Raw genomic sequence first — 18,348 nt, forward strand, 5'->3', positions numbered from 1 at the left:
TTAAGAAGCTTCACCCTGCTAATCCCAACTGCAACTGCTTGCAAGAGCGTCGTGATACCGCCCAGCTGAGTGCACAACTGGTCGGAAACGTTGACCAACTTACACTTTTATCCTTTATTCTATTTCCAATACAATAGTATTTCCCTATGAAGCTTCCCGTACTGGCACGGGTAATGCGCAAGGTGATTGATGCTGGAACAGCCGAGCCGTGCAAACAGCAGTTGTTGCCCTCCGAACAGGCCCTGGGCAACAGCTCTTTTTGGTTTGCTGCACGAATGCCCGATGTACAAAGGAAAAAACGTGTTCTACTTCTCCACCAACCCCCCCTGCAACACCGCCCACACGTTCTGGGCCAGGATTTTCTGGCCTTCGGCATTGGGGTGCACGCCGTCGGGGAGGTTGAGGTGGCGCTGGCCCAGCACGCCTTGCAGCAGGAAGGGCACCAGGGGCAGGCTGTTTTTGTCGGCCAGGTCCCGGAACAGAGCCTTGAACTCCTGGGCGTAGCGGGCCATGCGGTGCCCGCCCAGCGGGCCCAGGTCGAAGGGAAATTCCAGGCCGGCCAGCACGATGCGCGCCGCGGGGTGCTGGCGGCGTACCTGGTCGATGATGTCCTGGAGGTTGTGGGTGGTTTCGCGGACGGGAATCCCGCGCAGGCCGTCGTTGGCGCCCAAAGCCAGCACAAACACGTCGATTTGCCCGAAGCGGCTGAGCACCGAGCTGATGCGCTGCCGGCCGCCGGCCGTGGTTTCGCCGCTCACGCCGTAGTTGTATACTTTGTAGGGCAGGCTCAGCGCGTCGATTTTCTCCTGGATGCGGGACGGAAAAGCGGCACTGGCCGGCAGCTGGTAGCCAGCCGTCAGGGAGTCGCCGAAGAAGACAATGGATTTCATAGACATACGAACGGAAGCACGCAAACCCGGCCAACGAGTAGAGCAGGAAGCGGGTTTCCGATGCTAAATAGGCAGCCGCCGCGGGCCAGAGCTGCAACGTAGCGCCCGGTGGGTAAGTTGGTAAAGACGATGAGGAGAAGGTGAGTTATCCTTGCGTCGTCGGGCCTCCTGGCAAGGACAACTTACCTTCTCCTCACCTTCTTCTACATTCGCTCGAAAAGTGGGGCGGCCAGGCGCAGGCCGGCGGGGGTGCACAGGCCCCGCACGTAGGGCGCAAACACATGGTAGTAGGCGTCGGCCAGGTTGGTGTGGTCGGGCGGGAAGTAGGTTTCGTTGAGCACCAGGTTGAGCTGGGCCAGAAGGATGTGCGCTACCAGGGCCGCGTCCAGGTCGGCGCGGAACTGGCCTTCGGCCACGCCATCCCGCACCAGGCGCTCAATCAGGGGGCAGGTGTAGTCGTAGAAGTGCTCTTGCAGCGCCTGCCAGGCCACCGGATACTGGGTGCGGACGATGTAGTAGTCGAAGTGGGGCGAGTGGCGGATTTCGTAGAGGCTGTGCCGCACCAGGGCCACCAAGCACTCGGCCGGCGTCGGGAGGTGGGCAAACAGCTCGGCGTGTTCCCGGCGCTGCCGCTCCAGGTCGCGGCGAATCATGTGGTGCACGACGTCGGCCTTGGAGCCGAGCAGCTCCCGGAACATGGCAGGGCTGAGGTCGAGGGCAGCGGCAAGCTGCTCTTCGTGAAGCAGGCGCACCCCCACCTGCCGAAAGACAGCAAGGGCACGGTCGAGAAGCTGGTGAAGTAGAGTATCCTCCATAGAGGCAAAGGCACTGGTGGGCGTTTCAGTTGCTGCACGGCTTCTCCCCACCAGCCCTAACGACTACCTAGCTCACAGTAGCATACCCAGTCCAAAAAAAAATAATAGTTGTACCAAATAAACAAACGGCACCAGCGGGTTGCGCTTCACAAACTCGGTGCGGTTGAAATACACCTGCAAGATGAGGCTGACGGCAAACCAGCCCTTGAAATTCAGCATCGGAATGACGTCGTACTGCCAGGTCCAGAAGTCGTAGCGCACGGCCACGGGCTCAATGCACAGGTCGAGCCCTACCATGAGCAGGGCCGCCACCACGGCCCGCAAAAAGCCGGGCAAAGGCAGGTAGCGGGCCAGAATGCCGGTCATGTAGGTGAGCAGGGTCCAGTTCAGCCCAATCAGCAGCGGCACGCCCAGCCATTTCCAGCCCAGCGTAGCGCCGTAGGTGTATTGCCCAAACAGCACTCCCGTCCGGATGCCCACCACCTCCACGAAGAAGCCCACCACGGCCGTCACGGCGCAGAACACCCAGAAGGTAGGGCTCCGCTCGGGCTGAAACGCCAGCAGCAGCCCCGCCGTGAGCAGCAGGTTCAGGGGCACAAACTGTAGGTAGAACCCTGGGTCCTGCGAGAAAGCCAGCCCCACGAAGCCCGTGACGTGAAAAAGCAGCAGCACCGCCTGAGCCAGCCGCAGCCGGCGCCGGTGGGCGTCGGGGTTGGCCGGGGCCAGCGTGGCCGGCGCCGCCGAAGTGGAAAGAGAATCAGGCATAGGAGTTGGAAAGGAATTAATAATTAGTAATTGATAATCAGGAATTTCCTTGTTCATCTATGCTCCGCTGAGTAGGTGGTGAGCAGACGATTTCCCCAATTATTAATTCCTAATTCTTAACTACTGATTAAATCAGAAACGATGCGGGCGGAAAGCAGGCACAGCGGGATGCCCCCGCCCGGATGCACCGAGCCCCCGCAAAAGTACAGCCCTTCCAGCTGCCGCGAGAAGTTGGGGTGGCGCAGGAAAGCGGCCAGCATGTTGTTGCTGGACGAGCCGTACAAGGCCCCGCCAAACGACGACGTGCGCCGCTCAATGCCCGGCGGGTCCCAGACGTGCTCGGCCCGGATGAGCGGGGCCACGTCCTGGCCCAGGGCCTGGCTTACGCGCCGGAGCACGGCCTGCCGGGTGCGCTGCACCAGCGCGGGCCAGTCCTGGCCCTGGTCGTGGGGTACGTTCACCATCACAAACCAGTTTTCGTGGCCGGGCGGGGCGTCGGTGGGCGTGTGGCCCGCGGTGATGTTGACGTACACCGTGGGGTCGTCGGCAACGGTTTTCTGCTGGAAGATGGCCTCAAACTCGCGCTGGTAGTCCTCGGAGAAAAAGATGTTGTGCACGCCCAGCTCCGGGAAGCGCCGCCCGATGCCCCAGTAGAAAATCAGGGCTGAGGAGGAGCGGGGCTGGCTCAGGGTGCGCTCGGGGGCTGCCTGCCCCGGCAGCAGGCGCCGGTAGGTGGGCACCACGTCCATGTTGCTGACTACCAGGCCGAAGTCGTACACGTCCTGGGCGGTGCGCACGCCGGTCACGCGGCCGTCGGCGGTCAGGATTTCCTCCACCGGCTCCTGGTAGCGGAACTCCACTCCCAGCTCCTCGGCCAGGCGCACCAGGCTCTGGGCTATGGCGTAGATGCCGCCCTCGGGGTAGTAGGCGCCCAGCCCGTGCTCCAGGTGCGGAATCAGGCTGAGCGTGGCCGGGGCCTGGTAGGGGTCGGAGCCGTTGTAGGTGGCAAACCGGTCGAAGAGCTGCACCAGGCGCGCATCCTGCGGAAAGGCCGCCTGGTGGCGCTGGTGCATGGTGGTGGTGAGGCCCAGCTGGGGCACGGCGGCCAGGGCCTTCAGGGTGTCGCGGCTGAGGTAGGTGCCGGCCCGGTGCAGGGACTTATGCAGAAACGTGCCCGCCGTGGCTTCGTAGGCCCGGCCGCTGCGCCGCAGAAACCGAAGCACCTCGGCCGCGGGCACGTGCAGCTTGGCTTCGACTTCCTGGGCAAACTTTTCCTCGTCGGCCCAGGCCGTGAGGCGGGTGCCGTCGGCGAAGAAGTACTGGGTGATGGGGTCGAGGCGCTGGTAGCGGAAGTAGTCCTGGGGCTCCCGGCCGGCCAGCCGAAACAGCTCGTCTACCAAATGGGGCAGGGTAAACAACGACGGGCCGCCATCGAACCGGTAGCCGCCGGGCAGCTCCAGCTGGTGCATCTTGCCCCCGAAGCTTTCCTGGGCCTCAAACACCGTGACGCGGTGCCCGCGCGCGGCCAGGCGCACGGCCGTGGCAATGCCCCCGATGCCGGCCCCGATGATGGCGGCGGGCGGCTTGCGGGCGGCAGAAGGGGACGAGGAACGTGGTGGGGTCATGGGCAGATAACCGCAAAGCACCCAAACAAAGTTTTCGGGGGCCGCGGCCCAAACGTACAACCCACTTCCCATTCCGGCCGGCGGCATGGTGCGGGCTTTCTGCGTAGCTTTCGGGCCCTACTTGCTCGTGGAATGAAAGCGTTACTGGTTTTTGTGCAGTTGCTGGTGGCCGGAGCGACACTGGCCCAGCCCGCGGCCACCCTCGCCCGCCTGCACCGGCGGCTGGCTGCCACCGCCCCCACCGACACCAGCCGGGTACGGATGCTGGACAGCCTGGCCATAGCCTACCAGCAAGTGCAGTTTGATAGCGCCTGGACCTACGCCACCCGCGCCTACGAGCTGGCCCAGAGCCTGAACGACCAGCGGGGGCTGTTCGGCGCCTACAAGCAGCTGGGCATCCTCAACGGTATCCGCGGCAACGACGAGGCCTCGCTGCGGCTGTTTCTGGCCCAACTGCGCCTGGCCGACAAGGTGCCCGGCAAAGCCCGCTTCAAGCCGGCCATTCTCAGCAACATAGCCCACAGCTACTTCAGCCTGGGCCGCTACGACCAGGCCCTGGCCATGCTCCACCAGGCCCGCCGCCTCGACGAGCTGGCCCGCGACACGGTGGGCGTGCTGTCCGGCCTGGGCAACATTGCCGAAGTGCAGATGACCCAGGGCCAGGCCCACCTGGCCCTGCAAACTATAACCCAGGCCCTGGCCCTGCGCCGCCGCTACAGCGGCCCCCGCGACTGGACCCTGGACGTGCAGATGGCCAGCGCCCTGCTGCGCGCGGGCCGTCCCGCCGCCGCCCGCGACACCTGCCTGGCCATTCTGCCTCACCTGCAACGCGGCCGCCTCATCGACCACCTGGCCCACACCTACAACTGCCTGCTGAAAGCCTACCACCAGCTGGGCCAGCCGGCCGCCGCCGAGCAGGCTGGCCAGGCGGCTCTGGCCTACGCCCGCCAAGCGGGGCAGCTCAGCTTGCAGCGCGACGTGCTGGAAACCCTGGCTGAGCTGGCCGCCGACCAGCAGAACTTTGCCGCTGCCTACCGCCGCCGCCAGCAGGCCGGCCGCCTCACCGACAGCCTCACTCGGGCCAGCAACGCCAAAACGGTGCAGGACTTGCAGTTCCGCTACGAAACCGAGCGGAAGGAAGCCCAGATTCGGGCCTTGGCCCAGGAGGCGCGCAGCCGGCGCTGGCAGGTGGTGCTGTGGTCGGGGGTGGCGGTGCTGGGGCTGGTGGCGGCCGCGCTACTCTACCGCTCGAAGCGGCTGCAAAACAAGGTGTTCCGGCAGCGGGAGCAGCTGCTGGAGCAGCAGCGGGAGCAGAGCGAGGCCCGCCGGCAGCTGCAAGAAGCGGCCCGCGCGGCACTCCAGCTGCAGCTCGACTCCAACCAGCGGGAGCTGGCCAGCGCCACGCTCTACGCCCAGCAGAAAACCAAGCTGCTCGAAGACCTCACCGCCCGCCTCGAAGCCCTGGCCCGGCGGGTACCCGAGCCCCAGCGCGAGCCGGTGGCCGACATGAAAAAAGCCATCCGCCAGCACCTGCAAGTCGGCGACGACTGGGAGAAAGTGACCCTGCATTTCGAGAAGATTCACCCGCAGTTTTTCGAGCAGCTCCGCCAGCAGCACCCCAGCCTCACCCCCAACGACCTGAAGCAGTGCGCCTACCTCAAGCTCAACCTCACCAATAAAGACATTGCCAACCTGCTCAACATCGAGCCCAACAGCGTGAAGATTGCCCACTACCGCATCAAGAAGAAGCTGGGCCTGCCCGAGGAAAGCAACTTGCGGGACTATATTCTATCTGTCTGATAGGCAGAAGTATACGTATGATGTAAACCGCTTGTAACCGCCGGTTTTTTGCTGACTGAGCCTCGTGCCGTACATCTTTGAGCCACCTCGCCACCAGGCCGGGTGGCTCTTTTCTTAGAGCCTCTCTCCGAAGTTCTTTTCCAGTACGTCCTTTCCATGAAACGCCCCTCTCTCCACTTTGGCCTTCTGCTAGCCGCGCTGCTGGGCAGCGCCGGCGCCCACGCGCAAACCGTACTGTTTGCCGGCGGCAAATCCTTCCGCACCCACGAAAGCCCCTGCATTGCCATGTCCGCTGACGAAGGCAAAACCTGGAACCTCGTGTTTGAGGGGGCGCGCAAAAACATGGACAACCCATCCTGGGTAACGGGCCTGGCCTACGGGGGCGGCAAGCTGGTGGCCGTGACCAACTACGGCGTGGTGCTGACTTCCGCTGACAAAGGCAAAACCTGGACGGCGCAGGATGTGAAAACCCCGCTGCGGCTCAACAATGGGTTTAACGGCGTAGCCTACGGGGGCGGCATGTTCCTGGCCGCCGGCTCCGAAGATGCCCTGGCCTATTCCCTCGACGGCGTAACCTGGGACCGGCTGGGCAGCAACTGGCAAAGCGGCCAAGCTGGTGCCGCCAGCCAAGCCACCAACCAGGCCAAGGACGCGGCCCGCGCCAAGATAGGGGCCCTGGCTGGCGGCAAGCTGGGCGGCCTGGGCGCCGGCCTGGCCAAAGCCAAGGCCGCCACGCAAGCGGCAGGCGCCGCAGCTCCCGGTGCGCCCCAGTACCAGACCAACGTGGACCCCGGCGAGAAAACGATGTACACGCACACCTACGGCGTCGACTTCATCGACGGCAAGTTTTACCTCACCGGCAACTTCGGCCGGGTGGCCGTGTTCGTGCCCGAAAACGGCAAGCCCAAGCGCGTGAGCGTGGCCCACGTGAAGGAGCAGCTGACATCGGCCCTGCGCGACGCGGCCAGCAACGGCAAAGGCACCATCGTGGCCTTCGCCGACGGCATGATGAAGTCGGCTACTTCCACCGACGGCGGCCAGACCTGGGAGGAAAACTTCGACGCGCCCCAGCTGGTGGGCGGCGGCTACGGCAACGGCCGCTTCGTGGGCGTGAGCCGGTTCGGCGACGTGGCCACTTCCACCGACGGCAAAACCTGGAAATCGACCAACATCGGCGGCATCCGCGACGGAGGCTCCCTGGAAGATGCCGTGTATACCGGCAAAACCTGGGTGCTCTGTGGCGACGACAACTGCACCTGGTACTCCCCCGACGGCCAGAAGTGGACCCGCACCAACTCCGACAAGCTCTATCTGAAAAGAATAATAGCCGTCAAGTAGTCACCGCCTCCTATGTGACTAATCTTTTATGTAAGTATCCGATTGTGTGAGGTACTTATCCTGCCCGGTCCGGCAACGATGCGTCGTTGTGGGGCCGGGCATATTATATTCTCGCGGAGCTTAGCCGCCTTACTCCACGGCCAGCACGAGGCCTTTCAGGTACTCGCCTTCGGGGTGGAAGAGGCTCACGGGGTGGTCGGCGGGCTGGGTGAGGCGGTGCAGGATGCGGGCGGGGCGGCCGGCTTCGATGGCGGCGGCCAGCACGGCCCCTTCAAACAGCTCCATGCTTACCACCTGCGAACAGCTGAACGTGAACAGCAGCCCGCCCGGCGCAATCTGCCGGATGCCGGCCACGTTCAGGCGCTTGTAGCCCATCAGGGCATTGTGGCGGGCCGAGAGGTGCTTGGCAAAGGCCGGCGGGTCGAGCACGATAAGGTCGTACTGGTTGTGGCGGTCCTTCAGGAAGCTGAACACGTCCTGGGCGTAAGCCTCGTGCTTGCCGTCGAGGCCAGTCAGGGCGGCGTTGCGCTCCGTCAGCTCAATGGCCCGCTTGCTCGAATCGACGGAGTGCACCAGCTCGGCCCCGGCCCGGAGAGCGTAGGAGCTGAAGCCGCCGGTGTAGCAGAAGGTGTTGAGCACCCGCCGGCCCGGCGCGTAGCGGGCCAGCAGGCTGCGGTTGTCGCGCTGGTCGATGAAAAAGCCGGTTTTCTGCCCCGTTTCCCAGTCTACTACGAAGGGCGTACCGTTTTCGTGCACCACGTGCTCCTGCCCGCTGCTCTGCCCGAAGAGGTAGCCGTTCTGGGCGCCCGGCGCGGCTTTCTGCGGTACGGTTTCGGCGCTTTTGTCGTAGATGGCCCGCAGGCCGGGAATCACCTGCTGCAAGGCCTCGGCAATAAGCGGGCGGGCCCGGTACATGCCGGCGCTGTGGGCCTGCACCACGGCCGTATTGCCGTACACGTCGATGATGAGGCCGGGCAGCCCGTCGCCCTCGGCGTGAGCCAGGCGGTACACGTCGGTGGTGCCGGTGCCCGTCAGGCCCAGGCCCTGGCGCAGCTGGTAGGCGTTGCGGAGCCGCTCTTGCCAGAAAGCCGCCGTGGGCAGCTGGGCCGCGGGCCCGAAGTCGAGCATGCGCACGGCAATGGAGCCCGGCGCGTAGTGACCCACGCCCAGGGTCTCGCCGCCCGCGGCCAGCACCGTCACCACTTCGCCCTCCACCACCTCGCCCTGCAAGCGGGCAATGGCCCCCGAAAACACCCACGGATGCCGACGGCGCAGGGACTGGTCTTTTCCGGGTTTGAGCGTGACGGAGGCGGGCATGAGCGAGAGGGCTTAGCGACAGAAGCCGCAAAGGTAGACCACGGATTTCTCGGATTAGTCTGATGAAACGGATTTTGTGCCTGGCCCCCGCCGCCTACCCGAACGGGTCCAGCCAGGCCACCAGCACCGCCAGCGCCGACAAGCCCAGGAGGATAGCCCACACCGGCCCGCCCCAGATGAGCAGCCCCAGCAGGCTAATCGGCCCGACAATCAGGCCCAGCACCCCCAGCACGGTAGTGCCCAAACCTACTTCGACGGTGTTGCCGGGCCGAACCAACGCCCGGCGCGCGGCCAGCACCACCGGCCGCCTTGTGGCCCGCTGCCCCACTGCCCGCTGCCCGGCAGGCCGCGCCAGCTGCCGGGCCGCCACTGGCTCCTGCCGCAGTTGCCGACGTTTCGTCACCGGCTGAGCGGCCAGGGCCGGGCGGGTGGGTGGGGCAGCCGGTGCCGCGGCCAGGGCCGCCGGGGCGCGAGGTGCCGGGGCGGGCTGCTTCGGGTGGGCCGTTGCCGGTGGTGGCGCCGGGCGAAAACGATACGCTACCGTGTTGCGGTGGCAGCCCGAGGTGGCCACCGCTAGCAGCAGAATACCGCACAGCCACCAAGAAAGCAGCCGGGGTTGGTAAAGATGCTTGGGCATACGAAGAGCAACAGAATCAGAAAGTAATAACTGGTAGACGTGGGCAGTGTACGGCTTCGGCTCCATTTCCGCTACGCCAGCCGCGTACGGGCAAGGCAGGTAGCTGCCCCAGCATGGGCAAGGCGAACTAACGGATTGCCTTGAATGTGTGACAGCAGGCTAAGGTTGAAGCTGTTTATGCCGTCATGCTGAGCTTGCCGAAGCATCTCTACCGCTTCATTGCAGTCGTCAGAAGTTAGCCAGCGGTAGAGATGCTTCGACAAGCTCAGCATGACGTTCTATTTACTTCACCACATGCTGCCGCATTTCCCGCTCAATCAGCTCTTTGTAGGGGTAGAAATCCACCTGCATAGTGTGGCGGGGCGACTGGCTGTAGCGCCGGCGCAGGGCTTGCTTATCGGCCTCAATGCTGCGGAGCATGGCCTCGCGGGAGGGCAGGCGGCAGTGGCCCGTGAGCAGGCGCGCAATCCAGCGGGCCTGCACTTCGGCCAGGGGCATGATGGCGCCCAGCGGCTGCACAAAGGCCAGGAAATACAGGCCGGGATGGTCGGGATGCACCACGCGGCGGTACAGCTCCAGGTTGTTCTGCTCCTCCACGTTCAGAAACTCCTGGTCGAAAAACGGAAACGACACCTTGTAGCCGGTGGCGTACAGGAGCAGGTCGGCGGGCTCAGTGGTGCCATCCTCGAACAGAATCTGATGGCCCTGTAGCTCCCGGATGTTGGGCTTGAACTGAATCAGGCCCCGGCCGGCGAGGTTGAGCAAATCCTGCGACAGGGTGGGGTGCTCTTGCAGCAAGGGGCGTCGGGGCCGCGGCACGCCGTAGTTTTCCTGGTTGCCGTGGGCCAGCCACAGCGCCGCGCGCAGCACCAGGCGCTGCACACCCAGCGGCAGGCGGCTCACCAGCGGCGAGGCCAGCGAGTCGAACGGCCGGCCCCACAGCCAGTTGGGCAAAATGTAGGCCCCGCTCCGAGTGCTGACCGTGACGCGCCCCGTGTGGAGGCGGGCCGCTTCGCAGGCAATGTCCACGGCCGAGTTGCCGATGCCCACAATCACCAGGTTTCGGCCCTGAAGCTGGTCGGGGGTGCGGTAGTAGTGGGAATGCAGCACCTCGCCGCCGAAGTGGCCCGGAAACGGGGGCTCGGGGTAGCGCGGGCTCCAGTGGTGCCCATTAGCCACGATGACGGCCCGGTACTCCTGCTCGGCCGTGGCCCCGCTGCGGTGGCGGGTGGCTACGCGCCAGGTTCCGTCGGCGCCGGGCCGCACGCTGGTTACCTCCGTGTTGTAGGTAATGAGCTCGTCCACTCCAAAATGCCGGGCGTAGTCCTCGAAGTACCGGATAATGTGCGAGTGGTGCGGAAACATCGGGTAGCTCTCGGGCATGGGAAAGTCCGAGTAGCTCATGATGTGGCGGTTGGTGTTGATGTGCAGGGAGCGGTACGCCGACGACAGGCCGTTGTCGTTGTCGTAGCGCCAGTTGCCGCCCAGCGCGGAGCCCTTCTCGAAGCAGTCGAAGGCCAGGCTGGCTTCCTTGAGGGCTTTGGCCGCGGTGAGCCCCGAGGAGCCGGCGCCAATCAGGCAGATTTTCAGGGGGGAAGAACTCATGGCGAGAAGGTAGGAAATCAGAATTGGATGTTTAATAGCACTGTTTTGGGGTAGTAACTGCCGTCAGCTATCATATCACGCAATCAAGATAGAAATAAGACCGATTGGTTTATATTTGCTTGTCCTTCTTCGCTGCCATGCCTTCTAAAGCCGACAATACTAAGCAGATGATTGTTGAGAAAGCTGCCCCCTTGTTTAATACCAAGGGGTATGCAGGCACGTCAATGCGCGACATCTTGGCGGCCACGGGCCTGACTAAGGGAGGAGTGTATGGTAACTTTCCTGGTAAAGATGAAATAGCGGCGGCGGCCTTTGCGCACTCCTACGGGAAATTGCGGGCGGCCTTGTTACGGGCAGTGGCTTCACAGGCCACGGCACAAGGCCGGCTGGTGGCCGTACTGAAGTTTTACCGCAATTACACGGTGCAACCCGTAGTGGCCGGCGGTTGTCCCGTGATGAACGCGGCCGTTGAAACCGACGATGCCTACCCCGTGCTGCACCGGCAAGTACGTGCGGCGCTGGCTGAGCTGCTGGCCGGGCTGAGCCGTCTTTTCGCGCAGGGCATTACAGAGGAGGCGCTTCGGCCGGACCTCAACCCGGACCAGGAAGCAGAATATTTCTACGCCCAGATTCAGGGCGGCATCCTGCTCAGCCAGACCAGCGGCGACCCGCGCGTACTCAACCGGCTGCTGGACCGCCTCCGGGATTATCTGGAACGACAGCTGGTGCGCTGATTTTTTTTTGACATAAAAAAGACCGATAGGTTTATTTTCACTTCTTAACTCCTTGCGCGCACATGAACATCGTCATCTACCTCTATCACGGCATCACGGCGCTGGACGCGGTAGGGCCCTACGAAATTCTGAGTCGTCTGCCGCAGGCCAACGTCCAGTTCGTAGGCACCCAGAAGGGCGTCATCGTAACCGACACGCATTTTCTAAAGCTGGTGGCAGACTACGAACTGGCGGAAATAGACCGCGCCGACATTCTGGTGGTTCCGGGCTCTACCGTGGCTTTCGTCCGGGAAACTAAAAATCAGGCACTGCTGGCCTGGATTCAGCGCATTCACACCACAACCACCTGGACGACGAGCGTCTGTACCGGCTCGCTTATCCTGGGAGCGGCGGGACTGCTACGCGGCTTGCCAGCTACTTCGCACTGGGCCGCGCGCCCGCTGCTGGCCGAGTACGGAGCCGTGCCCACGGCGGCGCGCTACGTAATTGAGGGAAAGATTATTACGGCGGCCGGTGTTTCGGCCGGCCTGGATATGGCCCTGGGCCTGGTGGGGAAGCTCTGCGGCGCGGACCGAGCCCAAGCCCAGCAATTGCTGGTGGAATACGACCCGCAGCCGCCCTACCAGAGCGGCAACGCCGAGCGAGCCGCCGCCAACACGGTGGACTGGTCGCGTAGCTTGCTAGCCAAGGACGCCCGCAAAGACCTGACTCTGTGGGACGTGGTACGGCACGCGCAGGCGCTATTGAAACTGAAAAAAGCCCGCTAACCTGGCAATGGAAACGACCGAGCCCACTTCCAACCTGTTGCGGCTACCTCAGCAGCCACACGAGCTGCATAAGTACTATGCTGCCGCTTTCAACACGGGCGACGTAGAGCAGGTGTTGCGTCTGTTTGAACCCCAAGCCCAATTCGTTTCACCCGCCGGTACGGTGCATACGGGCCTAGCGGCCATCCGCGCCGAGCTAGCAGGCTACCTGCGGCGTGGCGGCACCATGCGCATCACCACGCGGCTGGTGCTGGAGTTTGAGGGCTTCGCGCTGCTGCGCTCCGAATGGGAGCTAATCTATGAACACGTGCCAGGCCAGTCAGTCATCTTGCGTGGCGAGGGCCTGGAAGTAGGCCGCCGGCAGGCCAATGGCGTCTGGCAATTCGTGGTGGACCAGCCGTTCGGGCCGGGGTGAGATTCAACCAGCATTCGGGGAAGCTGCTGGCTGCGGTGGGGCCCCGAAGAGCTGACGTTATGGAAGAGCACATGACAAGAAAGCAATGTTGGCTCGTTTGCACGCTTTCAAATAGCTTTTCAAGCGTCGATCGAATTGCCTCATCATGCTGTGTCTGGCGCTCCTTTGGCTGTGGGGCCTCACACATCCAGCAACGCCCGCGTACCGCCAAATAGCACGTCCTGCACGGCGTCCGAAGCCAGAAAATCGTGCGGGAAGCCCAGCTCAATCGTACTCACCTTATCCAGCCGCCGCACCTGCTCCTCACTGAGCCGCACCTCCGTGGCACCCAGGCTGTCTTGCATCTGCGCCACGGTGCGGGGCACCACGTGGCCATCGGGGCGCTGCATGGTCCAGCGTACGGCGGCCTGGGCCGGGGTGCAGCCGATTTCCTGTGCCACCGCTACTACCTCCCGCACGATGCTGGGGCTCCGCTCGTTGCGGCGGGCACTGTTTTCGGCCACGCGGCCGGTTTCACCCTGCAAGTACTTGCCGGTAAGGGCTCCGCCAGCCAGGGGCGCCCAGGGCGTGATGCTCAGGCCAAAGGCGCGGGCCATGGGCAGCAGGTCGCGCTCCGGAGGAGGCTGTACTCCACTTGCAAGGCCGAAAAGGGCGTCCAGCCGCGCAGCTAGGCCAGAGTGTTGGCCTGGGCCACAATCCAGGCTGGCGTGTCGGACACACCCAGGTGCAGGATTTAACCGGCTCGTACTTGGTCGTCGAGGGCGCGCATCACATCTTCCACGGGCGTGGTTGAATCCCAGGCATGAAGCCAGTACAGGTCGATGTAGTCGGTGCCGAGGCGCAGGAGGCTGGCGTCGAGGCTCTGCACCAGGTTTTTGCGGTGGTTGCCGCCCGCGTTTACGTCGCCGTGCCTGGTGAAGAGCGAGTACTTGGTAGCCAGCACGAATCGCTCCCGGTCGGGGCGGATAAACTCGCCCACAAACTTCTCGCTGGTACCCTCGGTGTAGCGGTTGGCTGTGTCGATGAAGTTGCCGCCGGCTTCAGCAAAGGCTTCAAATATCTTGTGGCTTTCGTCTTTGCTGGCACCCCAGCCCCATTCTTCGCCAAAAGTCATGGTGCCAAGGCACAATTCCGAAACACGCAGGCCGGAGCGACCGAGAAGCTGGTAACGCATAGGGAGTGAACAAGTCATGTGGACAGTAGTAGCGTAACAGCCGCGCGGCCAAAATGTCTGCGGCAACGGCAGCGGTGCGTAAACCCTTCGCTTGCCCAGCGAGTTATGCATACGTTCGTTTGTTGCGAATACCAGCTGTTTTCTGCCATGAACCGCCGCACCTTTCTGCGCTCCGGAACCGCCATGACGGCGCTAGTGCCCTTGCTGCCGGGCGCCGATGAGCCCCGGCCAGCCGCGCCGGCCAAAGCGGCGCGCTTCACTTCCAACCCCGATCTGCCCACCCTGCTGCCGCCCGCCCGCTGGCCCGGCACGCCCTTGGATGCCGAAGGCCGGTTTCAAAACCACGAGTTTCCGTACCGCACGCCCGGCGGGCAGGTGCTGAAGTGGATGCTACAGCGCAACCCCCAGCGCGAAGAGAAGAAAGCCGACCCGTTCCAGGTGCCCATCGTGGAGGGCGCGGAGTTTCTGGCTATGAAAGACGATGTGGTGGTATGGCTGGGGCACGCCTCGTTTTTCGTGCGGCTGGGTGGCATCAACGTGCTGATTGACCCCGTCTTCGGGGCCCCGCCTTTCGGCAAGCGCCTGTCCCGGCTGCCGCTGGACCCGGCCCGCTTCACTGGCCTCGACTACGTGCTCGTCTCCCACGCCCACTACGACCATTGCGACAAAGACTCCTTGCAGCAGCTGCACCGCCAGAACCCGCGGGCCCGCCTGCTCACGGGCCTGGGCATGCCGGCGCTGCTGCGCCGCTGGCTGCCGGAAGCCGACCTACAAGCGGCCGGCTGGTACCAGCAGTACCGCACCGACGAGCGGCTGCGTATCACCTTCGTGCCCTCCCGCCATTGGTCTAACCGCAGCCTCTCCGACGTGAACGAGACGCTGTGGGGCGGCTTTGTGCTACAGGGCGGCGGGCGGCAGGTGTACTTCAACGGCGACTCCGGCTACGGCTCCCACTACCGCGACATCGGCCAGCTGTTTCCCGGCCTCGACGTGGCGTTGCTCGGGGCCGGCGCCTACGCCCCGCGCTGGTTTATGGCCCCCAATCACCAGGACCCCGCCCAGGCCGTGCAGGCCTTCCACGACCTCGGGGCCCGCACCCTGGTGCCCATGCACTACGGCACCTTCGACCTGTCGGACGAGCCGCCGGGTGAGCCGGTGCGCCATCTGCACGAGCTGGCGGCTGGGGGCAAGCTGCGCGGGCAGCTGCGGGTGCTGGGAGCCGGGGAGGTAGTGCGCCCCGGTGCCTGACCTGGCCGCCCCCTACCATACCACAACGCGGGGCCACGCTTTCTTCCGGCCCGCCGCGAAAGAGAAGCTGGAGGAAGGCGTAGCCCCGCGTCGCGGCAGAGAGTGAACGTCTGGCTTACTGACTTACGACCAGGCTACGTACCAGCTGCCGGGCGCCGGCCACTACCCGCACAGTATACAGGCCCGCGGCCAGGCCGGCCGTGTTCAGGGGCAGCAGGTTGGTGCCGGGCGTGGTGGCCAGGGTATGCGCCCACACCTGCGCCCCACGGCTGTCTACCACCGTTAGCTGCACGGGCTGGGCCGTGGGCACCGTAAGCCGGATGGTGCAGCTGCCCGTGGCCGGATTCGGAAATACGTCGCCGGGCAGCTGGCTGGCTGAGGCGGTGCCGCCCAGCGTTACGCCCGACGGCTTCCACACCCGCACCCAATCGACCTGCGAGATGATGGGCCCGCTGAAGTTGTCGCTGTTGCCGAACCAGGCGCCGTTGTCCTTGCGCACCTCATCGGAAAGGATAAGTACGCCGGCCTCGTCCACCACGTTTTTAGTAATGGAACCCGGCTGCAACACGCCGTCGATGTAGAGCGTGACCTTATTTGCTTCCCACAGCACGCCGTAGGTGTGGAAGTCACTGGTCCAGTTGCCGGTTTTGCTGAAAGTCTGGTTGCCCAGGCCCGGCATGTGCGAAGTGGTAGCTACCACGCCCCCGCGTCCGCCAAACTCGGCAAAATCTATTTCCTTGAAGGGCTCAGCGCTGGGCTTGCTCAGTGGGAAGGCCCAGAAACAGGGGTCGTTGCCGGGTGAGCTGGCCGGCTTCATGCGCACCTCGAAATAGCCGTACTTCTGCATGAAGCCAGTATTCCGGATGCTGGTCGTCACCACCCCCGAGGTAAAGGTTTTGCCGCGGGTGGTCTTACGCTCGGTCTTGATGTGCAATTTGCCGTCCTGCACGTACACGTTGGCGTCTTCGTAGGCCGTGCCCATGCGGTCCTGGTAGGTGCAGCCCAGTTCGTTGCCGTTGCCGCAGGCCCAGCGCTTGGCCCACTTGCCCGCATCAAACGTGTCGAAGTTGTCCTCGAACGTCTTGGTCCAGGAGCCGGTACCGGCCGGGGGGCCACTGACGGCCGCCGTCTGGGCCCGCAGGGGCACTGCTGTGGCAGCCGCCAACACCACTGCCGCGAAGGCGCGGCCGGCGCAGCGCCAGGCAACCATCGACCAAGCTGTAGGGGGTACACAAGTTGTTTTCATAAAAAAGCTGATATAAGTGCAAGAAAATCAGGTCCTAACAAGGAGCTGACGGCTAAATGTACAAACCGCCGCCAATTCATCCTCACATACGAGAAAGCCGTTTGTGGCGGCAGCAGGATGGGGCAGGGGTGCGCACCGGCGGCGACGCAAAAGCCCCCGCGCTGGACAACAAGGGGCAACGGCTTTACCCGCGGGCTTCCCTGGCACCCAGCTGCTGTTCCACCCAGCCGGCAATCAGCTCTTCTATCACCGCGGCGCCGGCCGTGTTCAGGTGCAGGTTGTCGGTGAGGAAGCGGCAGCCGTGGCCGGCGGCTATCTGGTCCCAGCTCTGGCCCAGGCCGTAGTGCTGCACCACGGCCAGCCGGATTAGCCGGGTGGTTTGCTCGAAGCGCACCCGCGGGTGGCTGGGCTGCTGGTGCAGAAGCTCCTGCAGCCGCTCCCGCAGGGACAGGTAGGTGGCGCCTTCGGCCTGGGCTACTTCCCGGATAATGGCGCAGTAGTGGTCGGCGCGGCGGTTGGCTTCGTGGTGCAGGTCCTCCCCCAGGGGCGGCAACGACAGCACCGCCACCCGCGCTGTGGTTTCCTGGCGCAGGCGGCGCAGCAGCTGCGTCAGGTTCTGGCGGTAAGCTTCCGGCGAAGGCTGTTCCGCCGGGGTTAGCTTGCCGAGGCGCCGGTAGTGGCGCAGCTGGCCGGGGCCCAGGGTGGCATTCACGTCGTTGGTGCCGATGAGCAGCGACACAAAATCGGGGCGGGCGGCCACCACGTCATCGAGGCGCCGGAGCAGGGTGTGGGTGAGGTCGGCGTTGATGCCGGCGTTCAGCACCTCTACCCCGGCCGGTGCCAGGCGGGCGGCCAGCGGCGCTACGTAGCTGGCGCTCATGTTGCCGTGGGTAAGCGAGTCGCCGGCGCACACCAGGCGCCGCGTGCCGGGCGCGGCGGCCGGCACGGGTGGGCGGGGGTAGTGGGCATCGGGGCGTAGCAGGCGGCGCTCGGCCCAGGCACTGAGGGCTAGCAGCCCGGCCCCGGCGGTGCCCACGCCCAGCAGAATAGGTAGCAGCATACGAAACAGCAGAAGAAGCCGAAAATCAGGTGTAGTTTACGAAGAAACCACCGGCCTTCTCTTCTACTCTCTGCTTATGGCGGCTGCCCAAACTGTCCTGATTACCGGCTGCGCCCACGGCATCGGGCGCCACCTGGCCGGTGCCTTCTGCCGGCGCGGCTGGCAGGTGGTGGCTACCGACTACGACCTGCCCGCCCTGCAAGCGGCTGCCACTGCCTGGGACCCGGCTCGCTGCCTGCTGCTGCCTCTGGACGTGCGCCACGCCGACGCTTGGGAGGCCGCCGTAGCCGCGGCCCAGGAGCGGTTTGGCGCCCTGCACGTATTCATCAACAACGCCGGCATCGTCGCCCCCGAGTTTGCCGCCGAGCTGACCGTGGCCGCCATCGACCAGCAGGTAGACGTGAACCTGAAAGGCGTGCTCTACGGCTCCCGGCTGGCCGCCCGCCTGCTGCGGGAGCAGGGCCACGGCCACCTCATCAACCTGGCCTCGCTGGCTGGCGTGGCGCCCATTCACGGCCTGCCGGTGTATAGCGCCACCAAGTACGCGGTGCGGGGCTTCACGCTGGCCGTGGCCCACGAGCTGGCCCAGTACGGCGCGCACGTGTCCGTCATTTGTCCCGACCTGGTGCAGACCAACATGCTCACCCAGCAACTCGATTATCCTGCCGCGGCCCTCACGTTTTCGGGCCCCGGCGCCTTGCGGGTGCAGGACGTGGAGCAAGCCGTATTTTTCAATGCCCTGCACCGGCGGCAAGTGGAAATCCTGCTGCCCGCCGGCCGGGGCTGGCTGGCCCGGCTGGCCAACCTCTGGCCCCGCCTGGGCCGCCTGCTCACGGCCCGCTTGGTAGCCAAAGGGCAGCAGGCGCAGCAGACGTACCGGCAAACACACCTTTCCGAAACCTAGCCCCCGCG

Annotated in this window: 18 protein-coding genes; 7 read left to right on the forward strand and 11 right to left on the reverse strand. The window is 64.6% G+C overall.

Annotation, left to right across the window (positions count from 1 at the left end):
* Positions 1-305 precede the first annotated feature (305 nt).
* From OIS53_RS14835 to crtD, 4 genes are all read right to left on the reverse strand, one after another.
* Positions 306-890, reverse strand: coding sequence for an arylesterase (locus tag OIS53_RS14835; protein ID WP_264679351.1), 585 nt, complete (start codon positions 888-890; stop codon positions 306-308).
* Between the two features lie 203 nt (positions 891-1,093).
* The gene (locus tag OIS53_RS14840) at positions 1,094-1,705 is read right to left on the reverse strand and encodes a hypothetical protein (protein ID WP_264679352.1); all 612 of its coding nucleotides are present in this window, start codon (positions 1,703-1,705) and stop codon (positions 1,094-1,096) included.
* A gap of 72 nt (positions 1,706-1,777) precedes the next feature.
* Positions 1,778-2,470, reverse strand: coding sequence for a carotenoid biosynthesis protein (locus OIS53_RS14845; RefSeq protein WP_264679353.1), 693 nt, complete (start codon positions 2,468-2,470; stop codon positions 1,778-1,780).
* A gap of 116 nt (positions 2,471-2,586) precedes the next feature.
* Positions 2,587-4,095, reverse strand: a complete 1,509-nt coding sequence (gene crtD, locus OIS53_RS14850; RefSeq protein ID WP_264679354.1) for a 1-hydroxycarotenoid 3,4-desaturase CrtD — start codon at positions 4,093-4,095, stop codon at positions 2,587-2,589.
* A gap of 132 nt (positions 4,096-4,227) precedes the next feature.
* Between crtD and OIS53_RS14855 the strand changes: the two genes are divergently transcribed.
* Both OIS53_RS14855 and OIS53_RS14860 read left to right on the forward strand, forming a co-directional pair.
* On the forward strand, positions 4,228-5,895 hold the full coding sequence (locus OIS53_RS14855) for a tetratricopeptide repeat protein (RefSeq protein WP_264679355.1): 1,668 nt from the start codon (positions 4,228-4,230) through the stop codon (positions 5,893-5,895).
* Between the two features lie 156 nt (positions 5,896-6,051).
* Positions 6,052-7,233, forward strand: coding sequence for a beta propeller repeat protein (locus OIS53_RS14860; RefSeq protein WP_264679356.1), 1,182 nt, complete (start codon positions 6,052-6,054; stop codon positions 7,231-7,233).
* Between the two features lie 129 nt (positions 7,234-7,362).
* Here the strand turns inward: OIS53_RS14860 and OIS53_RS14865 are convergent, their stop codons facing one another.
* From OIS53_RS14865 to OIS53_RS14875, 3 genes are all read right to left on the reverse strand, one after another.
* Positions 7,363-8,550: a class I SAM-dependent rRNA methyltransferase gene (locus tag OIS53_RS14865; protein WP_264679357.1), complete on the reverse strand. Its 1,188-nt coding sequence runs from the start codon at positions 8,548-8,550 to the stop codon at positions 7,363-7,365.
* A 94-nt stretch (positions 8,551-8,644) separates the two neighbouring features.
* A complete protein-coding gene (locus OIS53_RS14870; protein ID WP_264679358.1) occupies positions 8,645-9,187 on the reverse strand; it encodes a hypothetical protein in 543 nt (180 codons plus the stop codon).
* 282 nt (positions 9,188-9,469) lie between these two features.
* Positions 9,470-10,792: a flavin-containing monooxygenase gene (locus OIS53_RS14875; RefSeq protein WP_264679359.1), complete on the reverse strand. Its 1,323-nt coding sequence runs from the start codon at positions 10,790-10,792 to the stop codon at positions 9,470-9,472.
* Between the two features lie 137 nt (positions 10,793-10,929).
* Between OIS53_RS14875 and OIS53_RS14880 the strand changes: the two genes are divergently transcribed.
* From OIS53_RS14880 to OIS53_RS14890, 3 genes are all read left to right on the forward strand, one after another.
* Positions 10,930-11,526, forward strand: a complete 597-nt coding sequence (locus tag OIS53_RS14880; RefSeq protein ID WP_264679360.1) for a TetR/AcrR family transcriptional regulator — start codon at positions 10,930-10,932, stop codon at positions 11,524-11,526.
* 62 nt (positions 11,527-11,588) lie between these two features.
* A complete protein-coding gene (locus tag OIS53_RS14885) occupies positions 11,589-12,293 on the forward strand; it encodes a DJ-1/PfpI family protein (RefSeq protein WP_264679361.1) in 705 nt (234 codons plus the stop codon).
* Positions 12,294-12,300: 7 nt separating this feature from the next.
* Positions 12,301-12,708 carry a YybH family protein gene (locus OIS53_RS14890; RefSeq protein WP_264679362.1) on the forward strand — a complete coding sequence of 136 codons (408 nt, stop codon included), beginning with the start codon at positions 12,301-12,303 and terminating at the stop codon, positions 12,706-12,708.
* Positions 12,709-12,887: 179 nt separating this feature from the next.
* Here OIS53_RS14890 and OIS53_RS14895 read toward each other — a convergent pair whose 3' ends face one another.
* Both OIS53_RS14895 and OIS53_RS14900 read right to left on the reverse strand, forming a co-directional pair.
* Entirely contained in the window at positions 12,888-13,304 is a 417-nt protein-coding gene (locus tag OIS53_RS14895) for an aldo/keto reductase (protein WP_264679363.1), read from the reverse strand.
* A 137-nt stretch (positions 13,305-13,441) separates the two neighbouring features.
* Entirely contained in the window at positions 13,442-13,882 is a 441-nt protein-coding gene (locus OIS53_RS14900) for an aldo/keto reductase (protein WP_264679364.1), read from the reverse strand.
* 105 nt (positions 13,883-13,987) lie between these two features.
* Here OIS53_RS14900 and OIS53_RS14905 point away from each other — a divergent pair, with 105 nt between their 5' ends.
* Complete coding sequence (locus OIS53_RS14905; RefSeq protein WP_264679365.1) at positions 13,988-15,130, forward strand: MBL fold metallo-hydrolase; 1,143 nt, start codon at positions 13,988-13,990, stop codon at positions 15,128-15,130.
* Positions 15,131-15,245: 115 nt separating this feature from the next.
* Here OIS53_RS14905 and OIS53_RS14910 read toward each other — a convergent pair whose 3' ends face one another.
* Both OIS53_RS14910 and OIS53_RS14915 read right to left on the reverse strand, forming a co-directional pair.
* Entirely contained in the window at positions 15,246-16,376 is a 1,131-nt protein-coding gene (locus OIS53_RS14910; protein WP_264679366.1) for a family 16 glycosylhydrolase, read from the reverse strand.
* A gap of 184 nt (positions 16,377-16,560) precedes the next feature.
* Positions 16,561-17,436 carry an SGNH/GDSL hydrolase family protein gene (locus tag OIS53_RS14915; RefSeq protein ID WP_264679367.1) on the reverse strand — a complete coding sequence of 292 codons (876 nt, stop codon included), beginning with the start codon at positions 17,434-17,436 and terminating at the stop codon, positions 16,561-16,563.
* A gap of 76 nt (positions 17,437-17,512) precedes the next feature.
* Here OIS53_RS14915 and OIS53_RS14920 point away from each other — a divergent pair, with 76 nt between their 5' ends.
* Entirely contained in the window at positions 17,513-18,340 is an 828-nt protein-coding gene (locus OIS53_RS14920; protein WP_264679368.1) for an SDR family oxidoreductase, read from the forward strand.
* The last annotated feature ends 8 nt before the right edge of the window (positions 18,341-18,348 follow it).

Origin of the sequence: Hymenobacter sp. YIM 151500-1 (genome assembly GCF_025979885.1) — a bacterium.
Classification (GTDB): Bacteria; Bacteroidota; Bacteroidia; order Cytophagales; family Hymenobacteraceae; genus Hymenobacter.

Coding starts and splice junctions, on each gene's coding strand:
- OIS53_RS14910 (WP_264679366.1), bottom strand. CDS start 16,376: ATGAAAACAACTTGTGTACCCCCTACAGCTTGGTCGATGGTTGCCTGG.
- OIS53_RS14900 (WP_264679364.1), bottom strand. CDS start 13,882: ATGCGTTACCAGCTTCTCGGTCGCTCCGGCCTGCGTGTTTCGGAATTG.
- OIS53_RS14920 (WP_264679368.1), top strand. CDS start 17,513: ATGGCGGCTGCCCAAACTGTCCTGATTACCGGCTGCGCCCACGGCATC.
- OIS53_RS14835 (WP_264679351.1), bottom strand. CDS start 890: ATGAAATCCATTGTCTTCTTCGGCGACTCCCTGACGGCTGGCTACCAG.
- OIS53_RS14915 (WP_264679367.1), bottom strand. CDS start 17,436: ATGCTGCTACCTATTCTGCTGGGCGTGGGCACCGCCGGGGCCGGGCTG.
- OIS53_RS14865 (WP_264679357.1), bottom strand. CDS start 8,550: ATGCCCGCCTCCGTCACGCTCAAACCCGGAAAAGACCAGTCCCTGCGC.
- OIS53_RS14875 (WP_264679359.1), bottom strand. CDS start 10,792: ATGAGTTCTTCCCCCCTGAAAATCTGCCTGATTGGCGCCGGCTCCTCG.
- OIS53_RS14855 (WP_264679355.1), top strand. CDS start 4,228: ATGAAAGCGTTACTGGTTTTTGTGCAGTTGCTGGTGGCCGGAGCGACA.
- OIS53_RS14870 (WP_264679358.1), bottom strand. CDS start 9,187: ATGCCCAAGCATCTTTACCAACCCCGGCTGCTTTCTTGGTGGCTGTGC.
- OIS53_RS14885 (WP_264679361.1), top strand. CDS start 11,589: ATGAACATCGTCATCTACCTCTATCACGGCATCACGGCGCTGGACGCG.
- OIS53_RS14890 (WP_264679362.1), top strand. CDS start 12,301: ATGGAAACGACCGAGCCCACTTCCAACCTGTTGCGGCTACCTCAGCAG.
- OIS53_RS14840 (WP_264679352.1), bottom strand. CDS start 1,705: ATGGAGGATACTCTACTTCACCAGCTTCTCGACCGTGCCCTTGCTGTC.
- OIS53_RS14880 (WP_264679360.1), top strand. CDS start 10,930: ATGCCTTCTAAAGCCGACAATACTAAGCAGATGATTGTTGAGAAAGCT.
- OIS53_RS14845 (WP_264679353.1), bottom strand. CDS start 2,470: ATGCCTGATTCTCTTTCCACTTCGGCGGCGCCGGCCACGCTGGCCCCG.
- crtD (WP_264679354.1), bottom strand. CDS start 4,095: ATGACCCCACCACGTTCCTCGTCCCCTTCTGCCGCCCGCAAGCCGCCC.
- OIS53_RS14860 (WP_264679356.1), top strand. CDS start 6,052: ATGAAACGCCCCTCTCTCCACTTTGGCCTTCTGCTAGCCGCGCTGCTG.
- OIS53_RS14895 (WP_264679363.1), bottom strand. CDS start 13,304: ATGGCCCGCGCCTTTGGCCTGAGCATCACGCCCTGGGCGCCCCTGGCT.
- OIS53_RS14905 (WP_264679365.1), top strand. CDS start 13,988: ATGCATACGTTCGTTTGTTGCGAATACCAGCTGTTTTCTGCCATGAAC.